A 19,587-nucleotide genomic window follows, 5' to 3' on the forward strand; every position below is an offset into this window, starting at 1 on the left:
CGCCTGACTAGCTGGCAACCTTGACGCGGTTGCGCCCAGCCGCCTTGGCACAGTAGAGGGCGCTGTCGGCACTGTTGATGAGCAGTTCCAGTGTGGCATCTCGACCCAGGGGTGCAATACCACAGGAAACGGTGACCTTGGCAACGGCACCCGCCGTCAGGGTTGCCAGAGGCATATCCTCCACCGCCCGGCGCAACCGTTCAGCGATACGCAGCCCCTCGTCCGTTCCAGTTTGCGGCAGCAGAATGGCGAATTCCTCGCCGCCATAGCGCGCAATCAGGTCGGGGGAACGCAAGCTCTCCGCCAGGCGCCGTGCTACGGTTCTCAGCACCGCGTCACCGACCAGATGCCCATGTTCGTCGTTAAGCCGCTTGAAATGGTCGATGTCGGCCATGACCAGACATAAGGGCGCCGCATCCTGCTCACAGCGGCGGATCGCCCGGGGAAAGGCTTCCGCCAGCCAGCGCCGGTTGTGCAAGCCGGTCAGAGCATCAACGCTCGCCGCCAACTCGAATTCCAGGCTGCGGCTGGCAGTGGTGACCAGAGTCAGGTTGTCGCGGCGCATGCGCCCGGAAAGGATGGCCAGCAGATTGCGTGCGAAGCCGTGGGAGCGGTCGATCATCGACCAGACCATGGCCTGGGGAATCACCAGCAACTCGGTCTCGACCGCGGCGATGACCAGGGCCGAAACGCACTGGCCATCGATCAAGGACAGTTCACCGGCGCATTCGCCGATGCCGAGCACCGTATGCACCGGCATGTGACGCCCCCCCAGATAAACCCTCAACTCACCTTGCAGCACCACATAAAGACAGTCGTTTTCCGCACCCTGCTCCAGCAGAGTGCCGCCGGCAACCAGCGTGAACCGCGCGCAGTCATCGAGCAGATGTTCGAGCGCATCAATGTCGATGCGATTGAAGAGACCATTGCTGACCAGTCGTCCACGCAGTGCCGATTCCATGCCTACCCCCCGAGGATTTCCAGACAGTGTAGCCGATCGGTACAAACGCGAAACGATGACTATTAGCCCTTGGTAGGCGCAATGAACCGCAAAGACAATTGCCGGCGTAAGGGGCCGACGCCAAGATGGACCCGTTCGGCGACATTAAAAGTCTATTTCAGTAGGGCACGCATCCTGCGCCGTCGGGCTTTGGGATGCGATGCAAGGCGGAGGGAGTGCCGCATGGTCATTCCATGCCAGCGACCGACAACGCCGTAGCGCGCCCAAAGCCCGGTGGTTCGGGTTGTGGCGAGGGCGGGCGATCGCTGCGTTGCGCGGCTTGCGAAGGGCACAACCCTTCCCTGCGCCACGACGCCCTGAGCACAACGCGGGGTACGCGACTTAAATTGGCTCTAAAATGGCCGGCCCCAACCCCTCATTTCAAAACCCATGGGCATCCAGATAAAAACCCCGGAAGAAATCGAGAAGATGCGCGTGGCCGGCCGCCTGGCGGGCGAAGTGCTCGACTACATTGCGCCTTTTGTGAAGCCGGGAGTGACCACAGAGGAACTGGACCGACTCTGCCATGACTACATGGTGAGTGTGCAGGGCTGCATCCCCGCACCCTTGAACTATGCACCTCCCGGTTACGTGCCCTATCCCAAGTCGATCTGCGCCTCGGTCAATCACCAGGTCTGCCATGGCATCCCCAACGATCGACCGCTGAAGAAGGGCGACATCGTCAACCTGGACATCACCACCATCAAGGATGGCTGGCATGGAGATTCCAGCCGCATGTTCCTGGTGGGCGAGACTTCGATCCTGGCCCGACGCCTGTGCGCGGTAACCTACGAGTGTCTGTGGCTGGGCATTGATCAGGCCCGCCCCGGGGCGCGATTGGGCGATATCGGCGCCGCCATCCAGCGCCATGCGGAGAAGAACGGCTACTCGGTGGTACGGGAATTCTGCGGCCATGGCATCGGCCGCAACTTCCACGAGGAGCCCCAGGTACTGCATTACGGTCAGGCCGGCAGCGGCATCGAATTGCTGCCAGGGATGATCTTCACCATCGAACCCATGATCAATGCCGGCAAGGCAGCCATCTCGGAACTGCCCGACGGCTGGACCATCATAACCAAGGACCGTAACCTGTCTGCCCAGTGGGAACATACGATCCTGGTCACGGAAAGCGGCCACGAAGTCCTGACCCTCTCCGCCGGCATGCCACCCCGTCCCCCACAAGCCAATCCATGACGGTACAGAACGGCGCAAACCAGGTGCAGGAGCTTCGCGGTCGCCTCCGCCAGGAGCAGGACCGACTTCGGGAAAGATACGAACAGGATGGTAATGCCCTGGCCCTGCTCAAGGGCCGCACCCGTCTGGTGGACAGCGTATTAGATGAGCTCTGGCAATCCCTGGAAATGCCTCTGGAATGCACCTTGGTGGCCGTCGGTGGCTACGGCAGGGGCGAGCTCTATCCCTGTTCAGACGTGGACCTGCTGTTGTTGGTAACGGAAGACACGTCCCCGGCCAGGGAGTCCAGGCTGGAACTGCTGGTGAGCATGCTCTGGGACATCGGGCTGGAAGTCGGCCATAGCGTGCGCTCCCCCAGTCAGTGCGTGGAGGAGGCCTATAACGACATCACGGTACAGACCACGCTGCTGGAAGGACGTTACCTGACCGGCAACCGCAAACTCTTCGAAACCATGGCCAGCCAGCTGGTCCAGACCTGCCGTGCCGAGGAATTCTTCAAGGCCAAGCTCCTGGAACAGGCCGAGCGTTATGCCAAGTACAACGACACGCCCTACAGCCTGGAACCCAATTGCAAGGAAAGTCCTGGGGGTCTGAGGGATCTCCATGTAATTTTCTGGGTAGCCCGGGCCGCCGCCCTGGGACCCCACTGGCGGGACCTGTGTAAAAACGGAGTGGTCACCCCGGAGGAAACCCGCCAGTTGATCCGGGCCGAACAGTTCCTGCGCCAGTTGCGCATCCGCCTGCATTTCCTGGCGCGACGGGGCGAGGAGCGCATCCTGTTTGACCACCAGGAGAGCCTGGCCGCCGCCCTGGGCATCAAGGCCACGAGCACCAAACGCGCCTCCGAAGTGCTGATGCAGCGCTATTACCGCAACGCCAAATTGGTGACCCAATTGAATACGCTGGTTCTTCAGAACATTGAAGCCCAGCTTTTCCCTCAGGAACAGGACAGCGCCTTCGTCCTCGACGAGGATTTTCAGGTGGATCGAGGCCTTCTGGATATGCGCGACAATGATTTGTTCGCGCAAAAACCCACGGCCCTGCTGCGCTGCTTCCTGGTGCTGGAGCAGCATCCGGAACTCAAGGGCATGACCACGCGCACCCTGCGCGCCCTGTGGATGGAGCGCAAGCGCATCGACGCCGCCTATCGGCGCGACCCGGCCCACCGGGCGTTGTTCCTCGAATTGTTCCAGCAAAAGCACCTGATCCACGAGCTGCGGCGGATGAACCAGTACGACATCCTGGGCCAGTATCTGCCGGCCTTCGGCCACATCGTCGGCCAGATGCAGCATGACCTGTTCCATATCTACACCGTCGATCAACACATTCTCCAGGTGGTGCGCAATCTGCGTCGCTTCGCGATGCCCGACTTCGCCCACGAATATCCCCTTTGCAGCCGGCTGATGGCCGACTTCGATCGGCACTGGCTGCTCTATGTGGCGGCCCTGTTCCACGATATCGCCAAGGGTCGGGGCGGCGACCATTCTCGGAAGGGCATGGTGGATGCGCGCCGCTTCTGTCAGGACCATGGTATCGATGCAGACGACATCGAGCTGGTGGTGTTTCTGGTGGGCAATCACCTGACCATGTCGGCGGTGGCCCAGAAGCAGGATCTCTCGGACCCGGACGTGGTCACGAATTTCACCACCATCGTGAAAACCGAGCGGCGCCTCGCGGCCCTCTACCTGCTCACCGTGGCCGACATCCGGGGCACCAGCCCCAAGGTCTGGAACGTCTGGAAGGGCAAACTGCTGGAAGACCTGTTCCGCATGACCCTGCAACACCTGCGAGGCAACGCGGTGCTGCCCCTGGCCGGCAGCGCGGCGCGCCAGGACGAGGTGCGACAGATATTGCGCTACCACGGCCTGCGCCCGGACATCGAAGCCCCATTCTGGCGTCATCTCGACGGCGTCTACTTCCTGCGCCATGATGCGGAAGAAATCGCCTGGCACACCCGTACCCTCTACTACCGTGCGGAAAGCCCCGACCCGGTGGTGCGGGCCCGCCTCAACCCCTTCGGCGAAGGCTTGCAGGTAATGGCCTACTGCCAGGACCAGCCGGAGCTTTTTGCCCGGCTTTGCGGCTACTTCTCCCGTCTGGGCTATTCCATCGTGGATGCCAAGATCCACACCACGCGCCACGGCTACGCCCTGGACAGCTTCGTGCTGCTGGACGCCAAGGAACACCTGCCCTACCGGGACATGGTGGCCCTGATCGAACACGACCTGGTGGAGCAACTCAAGACCTGCCCGCCCCTGGCGCCGCCAACCCGGGGCAGGCTTTCCCGTCAGGTCCGGCACTTCCCCTTCGAGCCCAAGGTGGAAGTACGCGCCGACGAAAGGGGAAATCGCTTTATCATTTCCATCACTGCCGCCGATCGTCCGGGCCTGCTCTATGGCATCGCCCGCATTCTGGGGCGGCATGGCGTCAACCTGGAAACCGCGAAAATCGCCACCCTGGGCGAACTGGTGGAGGACACCTTCCTGGTCAGCGGGCCAGAGCTGGGGCATACGTCCACCCTGGTCCGCATCGAACAGGAACTACTGGAGGCACTTCAGACATGAACTGGACCAAACAGGAATTTTCCTTTCACGACACCCAGCGCCTGCTGTTCAAGCTGGCCGAACGGGTCAAGGCCTTCAACGGACTGACCACCAACGAGATATCCGAACTGCTGGAGTCGGCGGAAAAGTGCATCTATCAGCCGGGCCAGAGCATCGTCAGTGAAGGCAGTGTCGGCATGTTCATGTACATCATCACCGACGGCGAGGCGGTGGTCACCAAGAAGGGCCGCAGCGGTGACGCGGAGCTGGCCACCCTGGGGCCCACCGACAGCTTCGGCGAAATGGCTCTGGCCGACCGGGAAAGCCGCAGCGCCACCGTCACCGCCAAGTCAGAATGCACCCTGATCCGGCTTTCGGAAAAGGCCATCGATACCCAACCCAGCATCGGTCTCAAGGTCTTCCGCAATATCTGCCGGGTATTGTCGGAGCGGCTGCGCAATGCCGACGAACAACTGGTATGGCGGCTCTGAGGGATACGGCCCCGCCCGTCAGCCCACCGTCGTCCGGCGTACCGCGTCGGCAATGATTTCCGCCTGGGCGCAGACCAGTTCGGCATCCCGTCCTTCAACCATCACCCGCAACAGGGGTTCGGTGCCCGAAGGGCGCAGCAGCACCCGGCCCCGGCCGTCCAGGACCTGCTCAGCCACACGCCGGGCAGCTTGAATCTCCCCACAGGATTGCCAGTCGAAGCCTGCCGGAAGGGGCACGTTGACCAGTTTTTGCGGATACATGGCCAGATCGGCACAGGCCTGGTCCAGGGTTTCACCAGCACCGCGCAGGGCGGCCAGCACCTGGAGGGCGGAGACGATGCCGTCGCCGGTGCTGTGCTTGTCCAAACAAATGATGTGGCCGGAATTCTCGCCCCCCAGCAGCCATCCCTTTTCCTGCATCAGCTCCAACACATAGCGGTCGCCCACCCTGGCCCGGATAAAGGGTATCGAAAGGCGCGCCAGGGCATGCTCAAAGCCCAGGTTGCTCATCAGGGTACCCACCACTCCGGGAACGTCCGATTGGGTTGCCCGTCGGCGGGCGATGACGTAGAGCAACTGGTCGCCATCGTAGATGCGGCCCTGGGCATCTGCCATGATCAGCCGGTCCCCGTCGCCATCCAGGGAAATGCCAAGATCGGCACCAGATTCAAGCATTGCACGGCGCAAGGATTCTGGAACCGTCGCACCCACACCGTCATTGATGTTGAGTCCATTGGGCGACACCCCCACCTTGAACACCTCGGCCCCCAGTTCGTGGAAAACGCTGGGCGCGATGTGGTAGGCAGCGCCGTGGGCGCTGTCCACGGCGATCTTCAGGCCCCGCAGATCCAGTTCCGAGGGGAAGGTGCTCTTGCAGAACTCGATGTAGCGGCCGGCGGCATCGTCGATGCGACGTGCCTTGCCCAGCTGGGCTGAGGCCATGCAGCCCATGGGCTGATCCAGGCGTCTCTCTATTTCCATTTCCACGGCATCTGGCAGCTTGGTACCCTGGGCCGAAAAGAACTTGATGCCATTGTCGTGATAGGGATTATGGGATGCGGAAATGACCACGCCCGCCTGGAGCCGCAAGGCTCGGGTCAGGTAGGCGACGGCGGGGGTCGGCATCGGCCCCACCAGGCAGACGTCCACGCCGGCCGCGGCGAAGCCGGCTTCCAGGGCCGCTTCCAGCATATAGCCGGAAATCCGCGTGTCCTTGCCAATCAGCACGGCCGGATGCTCCCCCGGAGGCAGATGTTCCCGCGCCACCAGGGTGGTGCCCGCGGCATAGCCCAGGCGCATCACGAAGTCCGGTGTGATGGGCGCCTGGCCCACCTCGCCCCGCACGCCATCGGTGCCGAAATATTTGCGACTCATTCGCTGACTTCCTCCAGTGCGTTCCATACCGTCAAGGCGTCCCGGGTCGCGGCCACATCGTGCACCCGCAGGATGCGGGCGCCGTTCTGGGCCGCCAGGAGCGCTGCCGCCACGCTGGCGTAGCCCCGGTCCTGTTCGCTGCGGCCGGTCAGCAGGCCGAGCATGGACTTGCGGGACAATCCCGCCAGCAGCGGCAAGCCGGAAACCCGAAGTTTATCCAGGTGACGCAGCAAGGCCAGATTGTGCGCCAGGGTCTTGCCGAAACCGAAACCCGGATCCACCACGATCCGTGTCAGCGGGATACCCGCAGCCTGGGCTGCCTCCACCCGACCTGCCAGGTATGCACCCACCTCCGCGACCACGTCGACATAGCGGGGGGCTTGCTGCATGGTACGGGGCACCCCCTGCATGTGCATCAGGCACACGGCGGCCCGGCTATTGGCCACAGCATCCAGGGCACCCGGAGCTTCCAGGGCGCTGATGTCATTAATCATGTCGGCACCGGCGGCCAGGGCTGCCACCATCACCTCGGGCTTGGCGGTATCCACCGAGAGGGGGACATCGTATTCCAGTAACCCCTCCAGCACGGGTAGCACCCGGTCCAGTTCCTGCTGTGCCGATACCGGAGGGGCGCCGGGACGGGTGGATTCACCGCCGAGATCGAGTAGGTCGGCCCCCTCCTCCCGCAGCCGACGGCCATGAGCAATGGCCCGCACCCCATCGTCGCCAAAGCCATCGCCGGAAAAGGAATCGTCGGTCAGATTGACGATCCCCATGATCAGCGGGCGCTTCAGGATAAGGACGTATCGACCACAGTACAGCGTGTCATCCATGAAATGAGAAGGGCCGCGCAGGCGGCCCCGATGCCAAGTGGTACGAGGTTATGCCGGTGCCGTCGCGTTGGGCGCGGTCCCGGGGGGACTGTCGGGCGACGATGGTGCAGGAGCGCTACTGGGCTTAGGAGGTCTGGGCGGGCGCCCCTCCATGATGTCGTTGATCTGATCGGCATCAATGGTTTCCAGTTCCAACAGGGCAGCAGTCATGGCCTCCACCTTGTCGCGGTTTTCCTCGATCAACTTGCGCGCCAGCGCATATTGCTCATCAAGGATGCGGCGAATCTCCGCATCGACCTTCTGCAACGATGCCTCGGACATGTTCTTGTGAGTGGTCACCGAACGGCCGAGGAAAATTTCTCCTTCCTCCTCGCCATAGACCATCGGACCCAGGCTGTCGGACATGCCCCACTGCGTCACCATGCGCCGGGCCAGATCCGTGGCGCGTTGGAAATCGTTGGAAGCACCAGTGGTCATCTGGTTCATGAAGATTTCCTCGGCAATTCGCCCCCCGAAAAGCACCGTGATGGTGCTGAGCAGACGGGTGCGGTCCTGGCTGTAGCGGTCCTCGGTGGGGAGTTGCATGGTCACGCCCAGAGCGCGGCCCCGGGGAATGATGGTGACCTTGTGCACCGGATCGGTCTTGGGCAGCAGCCTGGCCACCACGGCATGTCCCGACTCGTGATAGGCGGTGTTGCGCCGTTCCTCCTCGGGCATGACCATGGAACGACGCTCGGCCCCCATCATGATTTTGTCTTTGGCGCGCTCGAAGTCCTCCATATCCACCACCCGCTTGTTGCCGCGGGCCGCAAAAAGGGCTGCCTCATTCACCAGATTGGCCAGATCGGCGCCAGCGAATCCGGGGCAACCCCGGGCCAGCACGGAGGCATCCACATCCGGCGCCACCGGCACCTTGCGCATATGCACCTTGAGAATCTGCTCACGACCGCGGATATCCGGCAGCGGAACCACCACCTGACGGTCGAAGCGCCCCGGACGCAGCAGGGCAGGATCAAGGACGTCGGGGCGGTTGGTGGCCGCGATGACGATCACACCAGCGGAACCTTCGAAACCGTCCATTTCCACCAGCAGTGCATTCAGGGTCTGTTCGCGCTCGTCGTTGCCACCACCAAGGCCAGCGCCGCGCTGGCGGCCGACGGCATCGATTTCATCGATGAAGATGATGCAGGGCGCCGCCTTCTTGGCTTGCTCGAACATGTCCCGCACCCGAGCCGCACCTACACCCACAAACATTTCGACAAAGTCGGAACCGGAAATGGAGAAGAACGGCACCTTGGCCTCGCCGGCGATGGCCTTGGCCAGCAGGGTCTTGCCGGTGCCGGGACTGCCGACCATCAGCACACCACGGGGAATGCGTCCGCCCAGTTTCTGGAACTTGGTGGGATCGCGCAGGAATTCGACCAGTTCGGAGACTTCTTCCTTGGCCTCGTCGCACCCCGCCACATCGGCGAAGGTGACGGTATTGTTGGCTTCGTCCATCACCCGCGCGCGGCTCTTGCCGAAGGAAAAGGCACCACCCTTGCCACCGCCCTGCATCTGACGCATGAAGAACACCCAGACGCCAATCAGCAACAACATAGGGAACCAGGAGACGAACAGGCTCATCAGAAAGGACTGTTCCTCATCCGGCTTGGCGACCACATCAACATTGTTTTTGAGCAGATCGGAGACCATCCAGAGATCCGCCGGGGCGTAGGTCGTGATCTTCTTGCCTTCTGTCGTGGTCGCCTCCAGGGTACGGCCCTGAATCACGACCTTGGTGATATGCCCCTGCTGGACTTCCTCCAGGAACTTGGAATAGTCCATGGCGGACTGGGATACCTGACGGGAGTTGAACTGATTGAAAATGGTCATCAGCACAACACCGATCACCAACCAGATCGCCAGGCTTTTAAACATATTATTCAAGGAAATGCCTCACTTTTCGGCCCATGTCGGCGCATTCTAGGCGCTATTCAGAGGGGCTGCAAACGCTTGCCACGGGCCAGCAGATAGGTTTCCGCGCTACGATCCCGGGAAGCAGCCGGCTTGCGGACCTGAAGGCGCTCGAAAACCCCGACCACTTCGTCCCGCAACTCCATGAAACCACTGCCCTGAAAGACTTTGACGAGCATGTCGCCACCGGGTTTCAGGTGCATCCGACAAAATTCCAGAGCCAGTTCCATCAGATGCATCCCGCGGGCCTGGTCGGATACCGCGATCCCCGTTAGATTGGGGGCCATGTCGGATAAAACAAGGTCCACCATCCGGCCTTCGAGGGCATCGGTAAGCTGGCGGAACACCTCGTCCTCACGGAAATCCCCCTGAATGAAGGTCACGCCTTTGATCGGGTCCATGGGCAGCAGATCCAGAGCGATCAGGCGCCCTCCCGGCTGGATGCGACGCACCGCATACTCGCACCAGCTGCCGGGGGCCGAACCCAGGTCAACCACGGTCATGCCAGGCTTCAGCAGGTGGTCCTTTTCGTCGATTTCCGAAAGTTTGAACACTGCGCGGGAGCGCCAACCTTCGTGCTTGGCCTTGAGCACGTAGGGATCATGAACGTGCTGGTTCATGTAGTGACTGCTCTTTTTCGAACGTTTGCTTCTGATTGTCACTGACTTGGGTCCTACTTACATGCGAAAATATGGATATGACTGAACTTACTACCGAACGGCGCAAGGCACTGCGTGCTGCCGCCCACCATCTCGACCCTGTCGTCAGCCTGGGTCAGCACGGTTTGACCGAGGCCGTGCTGAAGGAAATCGATCGGGCGCTCAAGGCCCACGAACTGATCAAGGTCAAGCTCCATGGCATCGAACGCGAAGACCGGGACCAGATTCTAGCCAGCATCTGCGCCACCCTGGCTTGCGAACCGGCGCAGCACATCGGCAACATTCTCATCCTCTGGCGGGAAAAACCCGCAGAGGCCCCAGCCCCGAAGAAAACATCCCCTGCCCGCCGCACCGCGCAGCCCAAGACCAAGAAGCAGGCCGCCGCCGCTGCGGAAAAGCCGCGTCGGCGCAGCATCCGCTGACGACTGACCATCACCGGGACAGGCAAAGCCTGTCCCCTAGCGTTTTCCCCTCTCCTGCCACAGCACCAACCATAAACCCAACAGGCTCTGAATCAGATAGAGCCCGCTGGAGATACCATGCCAGGTGGCGAAACGATCGCGCAGGGCGCTTTCCATCACCGCCCGGGGCAAGGCATCTGCCTTTAACTGGGCCAGGATGGGCTGGATGCCGAACTGACCCGCCGCCGTCAGGGCCACCATGGACAGCACTATCCAGAATACCCCGGACTTGAAGGCCGACCAGCCGCGCCGGGTCAGCAAATAGAGCAGCAGGTAGGCACCGGCACCCAGGCCCACCCAGGCAGTGACGGAAAACATCTTGCCCGCCAGATTGCCTGCAAGGGTACGATCTGGAAGCTGGTCAAAAAGGACGGGGGCCGCCAGATAGCCCACAGCGAAGAGGCCACCCACCCAGAGGGCAATCAGGATTGAGTAGAGGGCCTCGGTAAGCTTGTTCACTCGTAGCGGACGTCGAGGATCTCGTATTCCCGGACGCCGCCGGGCGTGTGGACTTCCGCCACATCACCGGAAAACTTGCCGATCAGGGTCCGTGCCACAGGAGAATTGAGGGATATCTTGCCCACCTTCAGGTCAGCTTCGTCATCGCCAACGATCTGATAGGTGACGGTCTTGCCTGCATCCACGTCCTCCAGTTCCACCGTGGCGCCGAAGACCACGCGACCATCGGCGTCCAGGGAAACGGGATCGATGATCTGGGCATTGGACAGCTTGCCCTCCACCTCGGCGATGCGGCCCTCGATGAAACCCTGCCGCTCCTTGGCGGCATCGTATTCGGCGTTCTCGGACAAATCGCCATGAGAGCGGGCTTCGGCGATGGCCGCGATCACGCTGGGGCGTTCCACCGTCTTCAGACGATGCAGTTCCGCCTTGAGCAACTCGGCACCATGCAGGGTGATGGGAACCTTGCTCATGCCAGCAGCTCTCCATGAAGATTCTGGAGCGCGTAGGTTTCCAGACCGGAATGACGCATGCCGGCACAGGCGGCCCGCGCCCCTTCCACGGTGGTAAATAAGGTGACCTTCTGGGCCAGGGCCGACGTTCGGATGGAACGGGAATCGGCAATGGCGGTGCGCTTTTCGTCCACGGTGTTCACGATCAGGGCGATATCGTTGTTCTTGATCATATCGACAATGTGAGGCCGCCCTTCGGTAACCTTGTTAACCGGGCTCACCGGAATGCCGGCTGCTTCGATGGCAGCAGCAGTACCCCGAGTGGCCACCAGAATAAAGCCCAGGGCATGGAGTTCCCGGGCCACTTCGACCGCCTTGGGCTTGTCGGCTGGCTTGACGCTGATGAAAACCTTGCCCGACTTGGGGAGCTTGGTGCCAGATGCCATCTGGGACTTGATGAAAGCCTCGCCGAAACTGCGGCCGACGCCCATGACCTCGCCAGTGGACTTCATTTCCGGACCCAGGATGGTATCCACGCCCGGGAACTTGGAGAAGGGGAAGACCGCCTCCTTCACCGAATAGTAGGGAGGAATCACTTCTTTGGTCACCCCCTGATCGGCCAGGGAACGACCCGCCATGCAGCGGGCAGCGATCTTGGCCAGAGGCAGGCTGGTGGCCTTGGAAACGAAGGGCACGGTACGGGAAGCACGGGGATTCACTTCCAGCACATAGACCACGGCATCGTCGCCCTGGCCCTGGATGGCGAATTGCACGTTCATCAGGCCGATGACATTGAGGCCCATGGCCATCATCTCGGTCTGGCGGCGCATTTCATCCTGAATTTCCCTGGACAGCGTGAAGGGCGGTAGGGAACAGGCGGAATCACCGGAATGGACGCCGGCCTGTTCGATGTGTTCCATGATGCCGCCGATGATCACCTGTTTGCCGTCGCACAGGGCGTCCACATCCACTTCGGTGGCGTCATTGAGGAAACGATCCAGCAGCACCGGAGAATCATTGGAAACCTTGACAGCCTCCCGCATGTAGCGCTCCAGATCCTTCTGCTCATGGACGATTTCCATGGCCCGCCCCCCCAGCACATAGGAAGGCCGCACCACCAGGGGATAGCCGATCTCGGCCGCCAGTTCGATGGCCTGCTCCGGCGTGCGCGCCGTGCGATTGGGGGGCTGTTTCAGTCCCAGGTCGTGGAGCAGCTTCTGGAAGCGCTCCCGGTCCTCGGCCGCATCGATCATGTCGGGGCTGGTGCCGATGATGGGCACACCGTTGGCTTCCAGCTCCCGTGCCCGCTTCAGGGGCGTCTGGCCGCCGAACTGGACGATCACGCCGGCGGGCTTTTCCACCTCGACGATCTCCAGGATGTCTTCCAGGGTCAGGGGCTCGAAATAGAGGCGATCCGAAGTGTCGTAGTCGGTGGACACGGTCTCCGGATTGCAATTGACCATGATGGTTTCAAAGCCGTCCTCGCGCATCGCCAGGGCCGCATGGACACAGCAATAGTCGAACTCGATCCCCTGCCCGATACGGTTGGGGCCACCCCCCAGCACCATGATCTTCTTCTTGTCCGTGGGCCGGGACTCGCACTCTTCCTCATAGGTCGAGTACATGTAGGCCGTGGAGGTGGCGAATTCGGCAGCGCAGGTGTCGACGCGCTTGAATACGGGCCGCACGCCCAGGGCATGACGGCGCTGACGCACCTCGGTTTCCCCGACGCCGAGCAGATTGGCAATACGTCGGTCGGAAAAGCCCTTGCGCTTCAAGCCCCGCAGGGCCTCCGCATCCATTTCCGGTAACAACCGGGAGCGAATCCAGGTTTCGGTATTGACGATATCCTCGATCTGCACCAGGAACCAGGGGTCGATCTTGGTCAGATTGAACACGTCCTGGAGGGAATAGCCCTCCCGGAAGGCCTGGCCCAGATACCACATGCGCTGAGCACCGGGATTGCCCAGTTCGTGGTCGATTTCTTCCCGCTGGGCCTCGATCTCGTCCAGACCGTAGACACTCACCTCCAGGCCACGCAGGGCTTTTTGCAGAGACTCCTGGAAGGTACGGCCGATAGCCATCACTTCGCCCACGGACTTCATCTGGGTGGTCAGCCGGTCATTGGCCTGGGGAAACTTCTCGAAGGCGAAGCGGGGAACCTTGGTCACCACGTAGTCGATCGAGGGCTCGAAGGAGGCGGGTGTGGCGCCGCCGGTGATGTCGTTCTTCAACTCGTCCAGGGTGTAGCCCACCGCCAGTTTGGCCGCCACCTTGGCAATCGGGAAGCCGGTAGCCTTGGAAGCCAGGGCCGAGGAGCGGGATACCCGGGGGTTCATCTCGATCACAATCATCCGGCCATCGTCGGGATTGATCGAGAACTGCACGTTGGAACCGCCCGTATCCACACCGATTTCACGCAGCACCGCAATGGATGCGTTGCGCATGATCTGGTATTCCTTGTCGGTCAGTGTCTGAGCCGGAGCGACAGTGATCGAGTCACCGGTATGCACTCCCATCGGATCCAGGTTCTCGATGGAGCAGATGATGATGCAGTTGTCCTTGTGGTCCCGCACCACCTCCATCTCATATTCCTTCCAGCCCAGCAAGGACTCCTCGATCAGGAGTTCATGGGTGGGACTGGCTTCGAGTCCGCGCTTGCAGATCTCGACAAATTCTTCCTGGTTGTAGGCGATGCCGCCACCGGAGCCGCCCATGGTAAAGGAAGGACGGATGATGGCCGGGAAGCCGATGGCCGCCTGAACCTGCTGGGCTTCCTCCATGCTGTGGGCGATGGCCGAGCGGGCGGAGCCCAGGCCGATCTTGGTCATGGCCTGCTTGAATTTTTCCCGGTCCTCGGCCTTGTCGATGGCCTCCTTGGAAGCCCCGATCATCTCTACGTCATATTTCTCCAGCACGCCGTGCTTGGCCAGATCCAGGGCGCAGTTGAGGGCTGTCTGCCCCCCCATGGTGGGCAGGACGGCATCGGGCCGTTCCTTGGCGATGATGTTTTCCAGCACCTGCCAGGTGATCGGCTCAATGTAAGTCACGTCGGCCATGTCCGGATCGGTCATGATCGTGGCCGGGTTGGAGTTTACAAGGATGACCTTGTATCCCTCCTCGCGCAGGGCCTTGCAGGCCTGGGCGCCGGAATAGTCGAACTCGCAGGCCTGACCGATGATGATCGGGCCGGCGCCGATGATGAGGATGCTGTGGATGTCGGTTCTTTTAGGCATTCATGTCTCCGCAGGGCCGCCCCAAGGAGACATGCGCCCCCCTGTGGGGGGCAGCGAGCCGGGTTTGCGAGCGTGGGGGGGCGTCATTGTTCCATCAGCCCGATAAAGCGGTCGAACAGGTAAGCCACGTCGTGGGGGCCGGGGCTCGCTTCGGGGTGCCCCTGGAAGCAGAAGGCCGGCACGTCGGTACGAGCCATGCCTTGCAGACTGCCATCGAACAGGGACACATGGGTGGGGCGCAGGTTGGGCGGCAGGGAATCCATATCCACCGCGAAACCATGGTTCTGGCTGGTGATCAGTACCTGACCGCTATCCAGATCCTTGACTGGGTGATTGGCGCCGTGGTGGCCGAACTTCATCTTCACCGTCTTTGCCCCCGAGGCCCGGGCCAGCAACTGGTGTCCCAGGCAGATGCCGAAGGTGGGCAGCCCCCGGGCGAGAAGGTCGCGGATGGCGGTAACGGCGTAATCGCAGGGCTCCGGATCGCCGGGTCCATTGGACAGGAAGATGCCGTCCGGATTCAGGGCCAGCACCGCCGCGGCGGAGGTCTGGGCTGGCACCACGGTGAGCTTGCAGCCCCGCTCCGCCAGCATGCGCAGAATGTTGCGCTTGATGCCGAAATCGTAGGCCACCACATGAAAACGGGTTGCACCCTGAGCACGATAGCCCTCACCGAGGCGCCACTCGCCTTCAGTCCAGGGATAGGCAGCCTGGGCACTGACCACTTTTGCCAGGTCCATGCCAGCCAGGCCGGGGAAAGACCGGGCCTGGGCGATGGCGGCTTCCGCGTCGAGGCTTTCCCCCGTCACCAGACAACCGGCCTGGGCGCCCTGCTCGCGCAGGATGCGGGTCAGTTTGCGGGTGTCGATATCGGCGATGGCCACAACGCCCTCGGCCCGCAGATAGGCATCGAGGGACTGCTCGCTACGAAAGTTGGAAACCAACAGGGGCAGATCGCGAATCACCAGACCGGAGGCATGAACACGGGCGGCCTCGCCATCTTCGCGATTGATGCCGTAATTGCCGATGTGGGGGTAGGTCAGGGTAACGATCTGCCGGCAATAGGAAGGATCCGTCAGGATTTCCTGATAGCCGGTGAGGGAGGTATTGAACACCACCTCCCCGACACTGGACCCTACCGCCCCGATGCCCTTCCCCTTAAAAACTGTCCCGTCGGCAAGCGCAAGAATGGCAGGCGGAAACTGTGGCACGGTGGGGCTCCTGAGATTGGCGTCGGCGAATCAAAATCGGGAACGGTACGCAGTGCTTGAGGCCGTTCCCGCAAACCGGTCGATTATACGCTGGGACCGTCGTCGTTTCCAGCGGTCAGGAGACCGCGCCGGTGGGAAACCAGGAATTCAGCTGCGGTCAGCGCAGCCCCAGCACATCCTGCATGTCAAACAAGCCCGATGACCGGCCCTGCATGAAGCGGGCCGCCCGCAGCGACCCCAGGGCATAGGACATGCGACTGGCGGACTTGTGGGTGATCTCGATACGCTCGCCGGTTCCTGCGAAGAGTACAGTGTGGTCGCCGACCACGTCCCCGCCCCGCACCGTGGCAAAGCCGATCTGGGTTGCCGGCCGCTCGCCGGTATGACCTTCCCGACCATAGACAGCGCAATCCTCCAGCCGGCGCCCCAGGGCCTGGGCCACGATCTCGCCCATGCGCAGGGCAGTGCCAGAGGGAGCATCCACCTTGTGGCGATGATGGGCCTCGATCACCTCGACATCGTAGCCCTCGTCAAGAATACGGGCTGCCACGTCCAGTAGCCTGAAGACCGCATTGACCCCCACCGCCATGTTGGGTGCGAAAACGATGGGAATGTCCCGGGAGGCCGCCTCGATCAGCGCCTTCTGCTCGGTCGAGAAACCGGTGGTGCCGATCACCATATGCACCCCAAGCCGGCGACAGACCTCCATGTGGGCCAGGGTTCCCTCGGGACGGGTGAAATCGATCAGGCAGTCGGCCTTGCCCAGGGCTTCTTCCAGATCCGCAGTAATGCGGACGCCGCAGGGCGCCCCGATCAGTTCCCCGGCATCCTTGCCGATGAAGGGACTATCACTATGCTCCAGGGCAGCCGTCAATCGGGCATCTTCCGCCTGGGAAACGGCCTCGATCAAAGTGCGTCCCATGCGGCCGGCGCTACCGGCAATGGCAAAACGTATCGTACTCATACAGTCAATAACCTTGAGTTCAGAATGGCCAATACCACCGCTTGGAAGACTTGCCATCCCCCTTGGGTGCATTGGGATCCGCCGCAATTTCGATGACACGGGCGGCTGGCGTGGCCGGCTGGGCATCGGGCTGGCCGGATTCCTGGACCGCCACGTCGCCGCCGACACGGACCAGCTTGCCATCCTGGAAGAAGACACTCAACTGGCGCTGCTGAATATCGCCCTTGCCGGCCTGGAGGCGATAGACGTAGTCCCAGCGATCAGCATGAAAAGGATCGGCAATCAAGGGCGTGCCCAGCAGATAGCGCACCTGGTCCTTGGTGATCCCGGGTTTGAGCTGGGCTGCCATCTCCTGACTGACGAAATTCCCCTGACGGACATCCATCCGGTAGGGCGTCAGATAATCGGTCACCTTGACCTCGGAGACATTGGAACAGGCCGCCAGCAGGGGCAGCCACAGCAATAGAACTTGCCTTGGTAAGGACATGGAGGGGCTTTGGGGAAGTTTTCCGGGAACTCGGAAAACTATATCATAGGCCGGTCGATTCCCCTGCCCCTACCATGTCCAACTCAGACAACCTCAAGAGCTTTGGCTTAAAAGTCACCTTCCCCCGCCTACGAATCCTGGAACTCTTCCAGAAGTCCGATACCAGGCACATGACGGCGGAAGAGGTCTACCGCCACTTGCTGGCCGAGAATCTGGATGTCGGACTGGCTACCGTCTACCGGGTCCTGACCCAGTTCGAGCAGGCAGGACTGATCCAGCGCCACTTTTTCGAATCAGGCAAGGCGGTGTTCGAACTCAATGAGGGCAAGCACCATGACCATCTGGTCTGCCTGCAATGCGGCAAGGTCGAGGAATTCTTCGACGCCGAGATCGAGAAGCGCCAGAACAAAGTGGCCCACGACCGGGGCTTCAAGGTCCGCGAGCACGCCCTGTATCTTTACGTGGACTGCCTGAAACCCGACTGCCAGCACCGCAATCAGTGCCCGGTGAAGGACGAATGCGAGCACCTGGACGAAAAGGGTGAATGCCCGGCGTCCTGCCCCGAGGTGACCGCGAAATAGCGGGCTAGGCGGAACCCAGCAATTCCTGGGCGTGGCGGCGGGTGGTATCGGTAACCTTGACACCGCCCAGCATGCGGGCGATTTCCTCGATGCGGCCCTGCCCCTCCAGGACGGTCACGCGGCTCAGGGTCTGATCATTGCGGGTTTCCTTGGCAATGGACCATTGCCAGTCGGCCTGGGCCGCCACCTGGGGCAGATGGGTCACGCAGAGGACCTGGCGGCTCAGGCCCAGCTGTTTCAGCAGACGGCCGACAATCTCAGCCACACCGCCGCCTATCCCCACATCCACCTCGTCGAAGATCAGGGTCGGCACCTCTCCCGCCTGGCTGGCGATCACCTGGATCGCCAGTCCGATGCGGGACAGCTCGCCGCCAGAGGCCACCTTCGCCAAGGGACGCAGAGGCTGTCCAGCGTTGGCGGAGACCTGGAATTCCACATTTTCCAGGCCATAGCTGGCCCCCTGGGCCAGGGACAGCAGGGCAATCTCAAAGCGCCCGCCGGCCATGGCCAGCTCCTGCATGGCCTCGGTCACCTGCCGTGACAGGGTGGCAGCAGCAGTGGTCCGCCCCTGGGTCAGACGCCGGGCCAGGGTCTCGAAGGCCTGCCGGGCTGCGGACTCATGCTCCGCCAGGGCAGCCGGGTCCGCCGTCAGGCGCAACTCCGCCAGGCGCGCAGACAGCCTTTCCAGCAGTTCCGGCAATTCCTCCGAACTCACCCTATGTTTGCGGGACAGGGTCATCACCGCCTGGAGACGCTCCTCCAGTTCGGCCAGTCGGGCCGGATCCATGTCCAGGCGCTGGCGGTAACGGGACAGGGCGTGAGCGGCCTCGGACAACTGGATGCGCGCTCCCTCGATCAGCTCCAGCGGCTCCCCCAGGGCGGCATCCACGTCCACCAGTTCGCGCAGGGGGCCCAGCACCCGGTCGATCAAGCTTGTTGCCGCCATTTCCCCCTCATCCAGGGCTTCCACGGCCCCCTCCGCCGCTGCCATCAGGCTGGCGGCATGGGTCAGGCGACTATGCTCCTGGTTGTCCTCCTGCCATTGCTGAGAATCGAAAGCCAGATTTTCCAGTTCCTTGACCTGCCACTCCAGCAGTTCCCGCTCCCGGGTCCCGGCCTCTGCATCCTGTTCGGCCCTTTCTCGGGCCTCCCGCAACCGCTGCCAGGCACGCCAGGCCTCGGCCACTTCCCCGGCAAGACGCCCCAGCCCGGCATGGCCATCGAGCAGCTGACGCTGGGCATCCCCCCGCAGCAGCGACTGATGGGCATGCTGGCCATGGATGTCGGCCAGGCATTCGGCGGCCGCCTTCAACTGAGCCAGGGTGGTAGGGGTACCGTTGATATAGGCCCGGGAACGACCGCCGGCATCCACCACCCGGCGCATCAGGCAGACCGCTCCCTCGGCAGCGAAGTCGTTGTCCGCCAGCCACCGGGCCAGGGCGCTCTCCGGTTCGGCATCGAATTCGGCCACCACTTCCGCCCGCTCCCGCCCGGTGCGCACCGCTGCGCCATCGGCCCGTTCCCCCAGAGCCAGGGACAGGGCATCGATCAGGATGGACTTGCCGGCGCCGGTCTCCCCGGTCAGGGCGCCAAAGCCCCCCTGGAACTCGAGTTCCAGGGTATCGACGATGACAAAATCTCGAATCAGCAAACGACGCAACATGGTTCAATCCTCAGCGCCTGGCT

General features: G+C 62.3%; 17 protein-coding genes. 5 read left to right on the forward strand and 12 right to left on the reverse strand.

The genetic code is table 11. The annotated features are described in order from the left end of the window. Positions 1 to 7: 7 nt before the first annotated feature. The gene (locus tag DENOEST_RS11025; RefSeq protein ID WP_145771335.1) at positions 8 to 961 is read right to left on the reverse strand and encodes a GGDEF domain-containing protein; all 954 of its coding nucleotides are present in this window, start codon (positions 959 to 961) and stop codon (positions 8 to 10) included. A gap of 429 nt (positions 962 to 1,390) precedes the next feature. On the opposite strand from DENOEST_RS11025, the gene map reads away from it, so the two are divergent. The 3 genes from map to DENOEST_RS11040 are packed head-to-tail and all read left to right on the forward strand — an operon-like array spanning position 1,391 to position 5,228. Further along, positions 1,391 to 2,194 carry a type I methionyl aminopeptidase gene (gene map, locus DENOEST_RS11030; protein ID WP_145771336.1) on the forward strand — a complete coding sequence of 268 codons (804 nt, stop codon included), beginning with the start codon at positions 1,391 to 1,393 and terminating at the stop codon, positions 2,192 to 2,194. Continuing rightward, complete coding sequence (locus DENOEST_RS11035; RefSeq protein WP_145771337.1) at positions 2,191 to 4,758, forward strand: [protein-PII] uridylyltransferase; 2,568 nt, start codon at positions 2,191 to 2,193, stop codon at positions 4,756 to 4,758. Before map ends, DENOEST_RS11035 begins: the two co-directional genes overlap by 4 nt. Then, positions 4,755 to 5,228 (forward strand): cyclic nucleotide-binding domain-containing protein, encoded by a 474-nt coding sequence (locus DENOEST_RS11040; protein WP_145771338.1) that lies wholly within the window; start codon positions 4,755 to 4,757, stop codon positions 5,226 to 5,228. The genes DENOEST_RS11035 and DENOEST_RS11040 overlap by 4 nt, the downstream gene beginning before the upstream one ends. 18 nt (positions 5,229 to 5,246) lie before the next feature. On the opposite strand, the gene glmM is transcribed toward DENOEST_RS11040, so the two are convergent. The 4 genes from glmM to DENOEST_RS11060 form a co-directional block, all read right to left on the reverse strand. Continuing rightward, positions 5,247 to 6,602 (reverse strand): phosphoglucosamine mutase, encoded by a 1,356-nt coding sequence (gene glmM, locus DENOEST_RS11045; protein ID WP_145771339.1) that lies wholly within the window; start codon positions 6,600 to 6,602, stop codon positions 5,247 to 5,249. Continuing rightward, positions 6,599 to 7,378 (reverse strand): dihydropteroate synthase, encoded by a 780-nt coding sequence (gene folP / locus DENOEST_RS11050; RefSeq protein ID WP_232096493.1) that lies wholly within the window; start codon positions 7,376 to 7,378, stop codon positions 6,599 to 6,601. The genes glmM and folP overlap by 4 nt, the downstream gene beginning before the upstream one ends. A gap of 105 nt (positions 7,379 to 7,483) precedes the next feature. Next, entirely contained in the window at positions 7,484 to 9,364 is a 1,881-nt protein-coding gene (gene ftsH, locus DENOEST_RS11055) for an ATP-dependent zinc metalloprotease FtsH (protein WP_145771341.1), read from the reverse strand. 47 nt (positions 9,365 to 9,411) lie between these two features. Then, positions 9,412 to 10,011 carry an RlmE family RNA methyltransferase gene (locus DENOEST_RS11060; RefSeq protein WP_145771342.1) on the reverse strand — a complete coding sequence of 200 codons (600 nt, stop codon included), beginning with the start codon at positions 10,009 to 10,011 and terminating at the stop codon, positions 9,412 to 9,414. Positions 10,012 to 10,088: 77 nt separating this feature from the next. On the opposite strand from DENOEST_RS11060, the gene yhbY reads away from it, so the two are divergent. Further along, positions 10,089 to 10,472 carry a ribosome assembly RNA-binding protein YhbY gene (gene yhbY / locus DENOEST_RS11065; protein WP_145771343.1) on the forward strand — a complete coding sequence of 128 codons (384 nt, stop codon included), beginning with the start codon at positions 10,089 to 10,091 and terminating at the stop codon, positions 10,470 to 10,472. Positions 10,473 to 10,508: 36 nt separating this feature from the next. On the opposite strand, the gene DENOEST_RS11070 is transcribed toward yhbY, so the two are convergent. From DENOEST_RS11070 to DENOEST_RS11095, 6 genes are all read right to left on the reverse strand, one after another. Further along, positions 10,509 to 10,970 (reverse strand): DUF4149 domain-containing protein, encoded by a 462-nt coding sequence (locus DENOEST_RS11070; protein WP_145771344.1) that lies wholly within the window; start codon positions 10,968 to 10,970, stop codon positions 10,509 to 10,511. Continuing rightward, positions 10,967 to 11,443: a transcription elongation factor GreA gene (gene greA / locus DENOEST_RS11075; protein WP_145771345.1), complete on the reverse strand. Its 477-nt coding sequence runs from the start codon at positions 11,441 to 11,443 to the stop codon at positions 10,967 to 10,969. Before greA ends, DENOEST_RS11070 begins: the two co-directional genes overlap by 4 nt. After that, a complete protein-coding gene (gene carB, locus DENOEST_RS11080; protein ID WP_145771346.1) occupies positions 11,440 to 14,658 on the reverse strand; it encodes a carbamoyl-phosphate synthase large subunit in 3,219 nt (1,072 codons plus the stop codon). The genes greA and carB overlap by 4 nt, the downstream gene beginning before the upstream one ends. Positions 14,659 to 14,741: 83 nt before the next feature. After that, the gene (carA, locus tag DENOEST_RS11085; RefSeq protein ID WP_145771347.1) at positions 14,742 to 15,869 is read right to left on the reverse strand and encodes a glutamine-hydrolyzing carbamoyl-phosphate synthase small subunit; all 1,128 of its coding nucleotides are present in this window, start codon (positions 15,867 to 15,869) and stop codon (positions 14,742 to 14,744) included. 157 nt (positions 15,870 to 16,026) lie between these two features. Next, complete coding sequence (dapB, locus tag DENOEST_RS11090; protein WP_145771348.1) at positions 16,027 to 16,833, reverse strand: 4-hydroxy-tetrahydrodipicolinate reductase; 807 nt, start codon at positions 16,831 to 16,833, stop codon at positions 16,027 to 16,029. A gap of 19 nt (positions 16,834 to 16,852) precedes the next feature. Continuing rightward, positions 16,853 to 17,296, reverse strand: coding sequence for an outer membrane protein assembly factor BamE (locus DENOEST_RS11095; RefSeq protein ID WP_232096494.1), 444 nt, complete (start codon positions 17,294 to 17,296; stop codon positions 16,853 to 16,855). A 98-nt stretch (positions 17,297 to 17,394) separates the two neighbouring features. On the opposite strand from DENOEST_RS11095, the gene fur reads away from it, so the two are divergent. Then, a complete protein-coding gene (gene fur / locus DENOEST_RS11100) occupies positions 17,395 to 17,901 on the forward strand; it encodes a ferric iron uptake transcriptional regulator (protein WP_145771350.1) in 507 nt (168 codons plus the stop codon). A 4-nt stretch (positions 17,902 to 17,905) separates the two neighbouring features. Here fur and recN read toward each other — a convergent pair whose 3' ends face one another. Continuing rightward, the gene (gene recN, locus DENOEST_RS11105) at positions 17,906 to 19,564 is read right to left on the reverse strand and encodes a DNA repair protein RecN (RefSeq protein WP_145771351.1); all 1,659 of its coding nucleotides are present in this window, start codon (positions 19,562 to 19,564) and stop codon (positions 17,906 to 17,908) included. Positions 19,565 to 19,587 lie beyond the last annotated feature (23 nt).

The sequence above is a fragment of the Denitratisoma oestradiolicum genome (assembly GCF_902813185.1).
Taxonomy (GTDB): domain Bacteria; phylum Pseudomonadota; class Gammaproteobacteria; order Burkholderiales; family Rhodocyclaceae; genus Denitratisoma; species Denitratisoma oestradiolicum.

Coding starts and splice junctions, on each gene's coding strand:
- DENOEST_RS11025 (WP_145771335.1), bottom strand. CDS start 961: ATGGAATCGGCACTGCGTGGACGACTGGTCAGCAATGGTCTCTTCAAT.
- map (WP_145771336.1), top strand. CDS start 1,391: ATGGGCATCCAGATAAAAACCCCGGAAGAAATCGAGAAGATGCGCGTG.
- DENOEST_RS11035 (WP_145771337.1), top strand. CDS start 2,191: ATGACGGTACAGAACGGCGCAAACCAGGTGCAGGAGCTTCGCGGTCGC.
- DENOEST_RS11040 (WP_145771338.1), top strand. CDS start 4,755: ATGAACTGGACCAAACAGGAATTTTCCTTTCACGACACCCAGCGCCTG.
- glmM (WP_145771339.1), bottom strand. CDS start 6,602: ATGAGTCGCAAATATTTCGGCACCGATGGCGTGCGGGGCGAGGTGGGC.
- folP (WP_232096493.1), bottom strand. CDS start 7,378: ATGGGGATCGTCAATCTGACCGACGATTCCTTTTCCGGCGATGGCTTT.
- DENOEST_RS11060 (WP_145771342.1), bottom strand. CDS start 10,011: ATGAACCAGCACGTTCATGATCCCTACGTGCTCAAGGCCAAGCACGAA.
- yhbY (WP_145771343.1), top strand. CDS start 10,089: ATGACTGAACTTACTACCGAACGGCGCAAGGCACTGCGTGCTGCCGCC.
- greA (WP_145771345.1), bottom strand. CDS start 11,443: ATGAGCAAGGTTCCCATCACCCTGCATGGTGCCGAGTTGCTCAAGGCG.
- carB (WP_145771346.1), bottom strand. CDS start 14,658: ATGCCTAAAAGAACCGACATCCACAGCATCCTCATCATCGGCGCCGGC.
- dapB (WP_145771348.1), bottom strand. CDS start 16,833: ATGAGTACGATACGTTTTGCCATTGCCGGTAGCGCCGGCCGCATGGGA.
- fur (WP_145771350.1), top strand. CDS start 17,395: ATGTCCAACTCAGACAACCTCAAGAGCTTTGGCTTAAAAGTCACCTTC.
- recN (WP_145771351.1), bottom strand. CDS start 19,564: ATGTTGCGTCGTTTGCTGATTCGAGATTTTGTCATCGTCGATACCCTG.